General features: G+C 66.9%; 6 protein-coding genes. 3 read left to right on the plus strand and 3 right to left on the minus strand.

Annotation, left to right across the window (positions count from 1 at the left end):
- Together ABW137_RS01825 and ABW137_RS01830 are read left to right on the plus strand one after the other, a co-directional pair.
- The coding region (locus ABW137_RS01825; RefSeq protein ID WP_526396289.1) for a winged helix-turn-helix domain-containing protein at window positions 1-338 on the plus strand (338 nt) is incomplete at its 5' end.
- A gap of 48 nt (window positions 339-386) precedes the next feature.
- Window positions 387-1,832 (plus strand): sensor histidine kinase, encoded by a 1,446-nt coding sequence (locus ABW137_RS01830; RefSeq protein ID WP_526396291.1) that lies wholly within the window; start codon window positions 387-389, stop codon window positions 1,830-1,832.
- Between the two features lie 3 nt (window positions 1,833-1,835).
- Here ABW137_RS01830 and ABW137_RS01835 read toward each other — a convergent pair whose 3' ends face one another.
- Window positions 1,836-2,240 (minus strand): HIT family protein, encoded by a 405-nt coding sequence (locus ABW137_RS01835; RefSeq protein WP_526396293.1) that lies wholly within the window; start codon window positions 2,238-2,240, stop codon window positions 1,836-1,838.
- Between the two features lie 133 nt (window positions 2,241-2,373).
- Here ABW137_RS01835 and ABW137_RS01840 point away from each other — a divergent pair, with 133 nt between their 5' ends.
- On the plus strand, window positions 2,374-3,561 hold the full coding sequence (locus ABW137_RS01840) for a bifunctional glycosyltransferase family 2/GtrA family protein (protein WP_526396299.1): 1,188 nt from the start codon (window positions 2,374-2,376) through the stop codon (window positions 3,559-3,561).
- A gap of 81 nt (window positions 3,562-3,642) precedes the next feature.
- On the opposite strand, the gene ABW137_RS01845 is transcribed toward ABW137_RS01840, so the two are convergent.
- The gene (locus ABW137_RS01845) at window positions 3,643-4,068 is read right to left on the minus strand and encodes a nuclear transport factor 2 family protein (RefSeq protein ID WP_526396295.1); all 426 of its coding nucleotides are present in this window, start codon (window positions 4,066-4,068) and stop codon (window positions 3,643-3,645) included.
- 8 nt (window positions 4,069-4,076) lie between these two features.
- Window positions 4,077-4,530, minus strand: a 454-nt coding sequence (locus ABW137_RS01850; protein WP_526396297.1) for a zinc-binding dehydrogenase, incomplete at its 5' end; no start/stop codon positions are given.

The following is a 4,530-nucleotide window of genomic DNA, read 5'->3' on the forward strand; positions in this document are numbered from 1 at the left end:
TGCGCCGCTCCGGGCGGGGCGTCGAAGAGCCACGCAGCGCCCGCCTGACCTTCGCCGACATCGAACTCGACGAGGACACCCACGAGGTGTGGAAGGCAGGCGAGCCGGTCTCGTTGTCGCCGACGGAGTTCACGCTGCTGCGCTACTTCATCATCAATGCAGGCACCGTGCTGTCGAAGCCCAAGATCCTCGACCACGTGTGGCGCTACGACTTCGGTGGCGACGTCAACGTCGTGGAGTCCTATGTCTCCTACCTGCGGCGCAAGATCGACACCGGCGAAAAGCGCCTTCTCCATACGCTGCGCGGGGTCGGATACGTGTTGCGTGAGCCGCGCTAGTGGCGGATTCCTGACTTCGTGAGCCCCCGTTTTCTGCACAATGGGGGAATGGCGAGTCTTCGCGGGCGGGGGATCCCGCTGCGCGTCGGGTTGGTGGCAGCCACCCTGGTGTTGGTGGCGTGCGGCCTGCTCGCCTCGGGAATCGCGGTCACCTCGATCATGCGTCACACCCTGGTGAATCGGGTCGACGAGACGTTGCTCGACGCCTCGCGAGGGTGGGCTCAGGCACCGCGGCGCGCTCCCGTCACCCCGATGGAGGACCCCAACCCGGCCAGGCCGCCCTCCAACTTCTACGTCCGCGGCATCGACCCAGACGGCCGCATCTGGATGGCCGTCAACGACCGCGAGGCCGAGCCCGCCCTGCCGGACAGCAACGACGTGGGACCCGTGCCCGTCACCGTGGGCTCCATCAATCACTCCGACGTGCAGTGGCGGGCGATGACCGTACGCGGCCTGCACGGTGAACTCACCACCGTCGCCATCGACCTGTCGGAGGTGTCGTCGACCGTGCGTGCCCTGACGTGGTCGCAGGTCGGCATCGGCGCCGCGGTCCTGCTGGTGCTCGGCGTAGCCGGTTTCGCCGTGGTGCACCGCAGCCTGCGACCGTTGGTGGAGGTCGAACAGACGGCGGCGGCCATCGCCGCAGGGGAGCTCGATCGCCGTATCCCGCAACGGGATTCGCGTACGGAAGTGGGCCGGCTCTCGTTGGCGCTGAACGGCATGCTCGCCCAGATCCAGCGTGCCGTCGCGGCGTCGGAGGCCTCCGCCGAACATGCCAGGACGTCCGAGGACCGGATGCGGCGGTTCATCACCGACGCCAGTCACGAGTTGCGGACGCCACTGACTACCATCCGCGGCTTCGCCGAGTTGTACCGCCAGGGCGCCGCGCGTGACGTCGAGCTCCTGATGAACCGCATCGAGAGCGAATCGCAGCGGATGGGCCTGCTGGTCGACGATCTGCTGCTGTTGGCCCGCCTCGACGCGCAGCGTCCGATGGAGCGGCGTCGGGTAGATCTGCTGTCGTTGGCCAGCGACGGGGTGCACGACGCGCAGTCCATCGCGCCGAAGCGCTCGATCACCATGGAGGTGTTCGACGGCCCAGGTACTCCCGAGGTGCTCGGGGACGAGGCGCGCCTGCGGCAGGTGCTGGGCAATCTCGTGGCCAACGCGCTGCAGCACACCCCGGACACGGCCAGCATCGCGATCAGAGTCGGCACCGAGCAGGACAACGCAATCCTCGAAGTGGCTGACGAGGGGCCGGGGATGAGCCACGAGGACGCCCAGCGGATCTTCGAACGGTTCTACCGCACCGACTCCTCGCGGGCGCGAGCCAGCGGCGGCACCGGGCTGGGCCTGTCGATCGTGGACTCGCTGGTGTACGCCCACGGCGGAACGGTCAGCGTCACCACCGCGCCAGGTCAGGGCTGTCGTTTCACCGTGCAACTGCCACGCATTGCCGAGGTGCACGCCGACGTGCCCGCCGCCGTCAACTGACGGCTAATCCAGTTCTGCGAGAGCAGCTTTGATCTTGGCCTGCGCCTCGTCGAGCGATTCGGCCGACGGGTTGCGGTCGACGTTGGCGAACCCGAAGTCGGACAGGTTGCGGGCGGGGAACACGTGTACGTGCAGGTGCGGAACCTCCAGCCCGGCGATGATCAGACCCGACCGCTCCGTGTCGAATGCCTTGGAGACCGCCCTCCCGATGCGCTGGGCGACAGCCATCACCTGCTGGAACGCCTCGGGCGCGACGTCCTGCCAGTTGTCGATCTCGGCGCGAGGCACCACCAGCGTGTGGCCCTGCGTCATCGGCTCGATGGTGAGGAACGCGACGACGTCGTCGTCCTCGTAGACGAACCGCCCCGGGATCTCGCGGTTGATGATCATGGTGAACACGGAAGCCATGGGTCGAGCATGCCAGACGGTGTCCGCAGGAAGTTGCCAGCTCGGCGTCAGATCGGTGGCAGGTCGATCGGCGACGGTGAACGTCATGACCGACCTGGCCGATTCCACCACGGCCGGCAGTCCATCACGCCCGATGCGGTTCTCGGTGCGGCGGAGTTACGTCCTGGACATCGTCATCCCGGTGTTCGACGAGGAACGCGACCTGCCTGGTTGCGTCCGTCGGCTCCATCGTTTTCTGAGCACCGAGGTGCCGTACCCGACCCGGATCACGGTGGCCGACAACGCCAGTACTGACGACACACTGGCGGTGGCGCGTCGCCTGGCCGAGGAGTTGCCGGACGTGGCCGTCATCCATCTCGACGCCAAGGGACGCGGCGGAGCACTACGGGCGGCGTGGATGACGTCGACCGCCGACGTGGTCGCCTACATGGACGTGGATCTGTCGACCGATCTGACTGCGCTGATGCCGTTGATCGCGCCGCTGGTCTCCGGCCATTCCGACATCGCGATCGGTTCCCGGTTGGTGGCATCGGCCAGGGTGGTCAGGGGCCCCAAGCGCGAATTCGTCTCGCGCGGTTACAACCTCGTGCTCCGTGGCATGTTGGGGGCGCGCTTCTCGGATGCGCAGTGCGGCTTCAAGGCCCTTCGAGCCGACGTCGCCAGGCAGCTGTTGCCGCTGGTGGCCGACACCGGTTGGTTCTTCGACACCGAGCTGCTGGTGATCGCCGAGCGTGCCGGTTTGCGCATCCACGAGGTACCCGTCGACTGGATCGACGACCCCGACTCGCGCGTCGACATCCTGCGCACCGCGGTCGACGACCTCAAGGGCTGCTGGCGCGTCGGGCGAGCGCTGGCGACCGGTGCGCTGCCGCTCCGCGAACTGCGGGCCGGACTCGGCCGCGAGCCGCTGGTTGCAGGGGTGCCGCGCGGCATGGTCGGACAGCTGCTGAGGTTCGGAATCATCGGTGTGGCAAGCACACTCGCGTATGCGCTGCTGTACCTGGTGCTGCACCCAGCGATGGGTGCCCAAGCCGCCAACCTGGTGGCGTTGCTGCTGACGGCCGTCGCCAACACCGCGGCCAACCGGGCCTTCACGTTCGGCATCCGCGGCAACACCGGGGCGGTTCGCCACCAGTTCCACGGTTTGATGGTGTTCGGGTTCGGGCTGGCCATCACCAGCGGGACGCTGTACGTCCTGCACGAGCTCGACCCGACAGTCGGTAAGGAAGCGGAGTTGTCCGTGCTGGTGATCGCCAACCTGGTGGCCACGCTGGTGCGATTCGTCGCGTTGCGGCGGGTGTTCGGGGTGCCCCGCGGCTAGCGCACTGCGCGTGAATCCTCTGCGAAAATCGGGGCCGAAATTCGCACACGTTTCACGAGCGTGGGCGAGGCGGCCGCTCGGTCAGCCTTCCTGCCCGAACTCCATGGCGTCCATGTTCCAGTAGCCCCTCAGGTTCGTGATCAGCCCCTCGTCGTTGACGCGATAGGTGAACACGCCGCGGACCGTGGCGGTGAAGCCGTTCGGAAACTTGGTGTGTAGCACCAGGATGTAGGCGATCTCGGTCGGGGAGCTCGACGGAAACGTCGCCTCACGGGTGACGGTCAGCTGGTTGGGGCCGATGTTGGCGTCGTAGAACGCCGCGACGGCCTCCTTCCCGCGCACGCCGTTGCCGTCGGGGTTGGTGACGGCCTCGCCGATCGGATCCTCGATGACGACGTCGTCGGTCATCAGAGCCAGCCAGCCCTCGCGGTCACCAGACTGGACGCATCGCCACGACGCCTCCGACGCAAGGAGTACGGGTGACTTCTCGACGGTTTCCTGGGACATGGCCTGCCCTACCTGTCGGCGTCGGTGAAGCGGATGACGCCGCGGATGTTGCGGCCCTCCAGCATGTCGGTGTAGCCGTCGTTGATCTGCTCCAGCTGGTACTGCCGGGTGATCATGTCGTCGAGGTTGAGCTTGCCCGCCTTGTACATCGACAGCAGCTGGGGAATGTCGAAGTGCGGGTTGCCGCCGCCGAAGATGGTGCCCTGGATCCGCTTCTGCATCAGGGTCAGCATCGCAAGGTTCAACGACACGTTGGTGTCCATCAGGCTGCCGATGGCCGTGAGGACCGTCGTGCCGCCCTTGGAGGTCAGGTTGACGTACGTGTCGACATCCGCGCCCTTCAGCTCGCCGACCGTCACGATGACCTGCTTGGACATCAGTCCCCACGTGACTTCGGCAATACCGGCGAATGCGGCGTCGGTATCCGGATAAGCATGGGTGGCACCGAACTTCAGCGCGGCG

Origin of the sequence: Mycobacterium sp., from assembly GCF_040509115.1 — a bacterium.
GTDB lineage: Bacteria > Actinomycetota > Actinomycetes > Mycobacteriales > Mycobacteriaceae > Mycobacterium.

Excerpts from the sequence above, each read along its gene's own strand:
- ABW137_RS01830 (WP_526396291.1), top strand. The coding sequence starts at position 387 with ATGGCGAGTCTTCGCGGGCGGGGGATCCCGCTGCGCGTCGGGTTGGTG.
- ABW137_RS01835 (WP_526396293.1), bottom strand. The coding sequence starts at position 2,240 with ATGGCTTCCGTGTTCACCATGATCATCAACCGCGAGATCCCGGGGCGG.
- ABW137_RS01840 (WP_526396299.1), top strand. The coding sequence starts at position 2,374 with ATGCGGTTCTCGGTGCGGCGGAGTTACGTCCTGGACATCGTCATCCCG.
- ABW137_RS01845 (WP_526396295.1), bottom strand. The coding sequence starts at position 4,068 with ATGTCCCAGGAAACCGTCGAGAAGTCACCCGTACTCCTTGCGTCGGAG.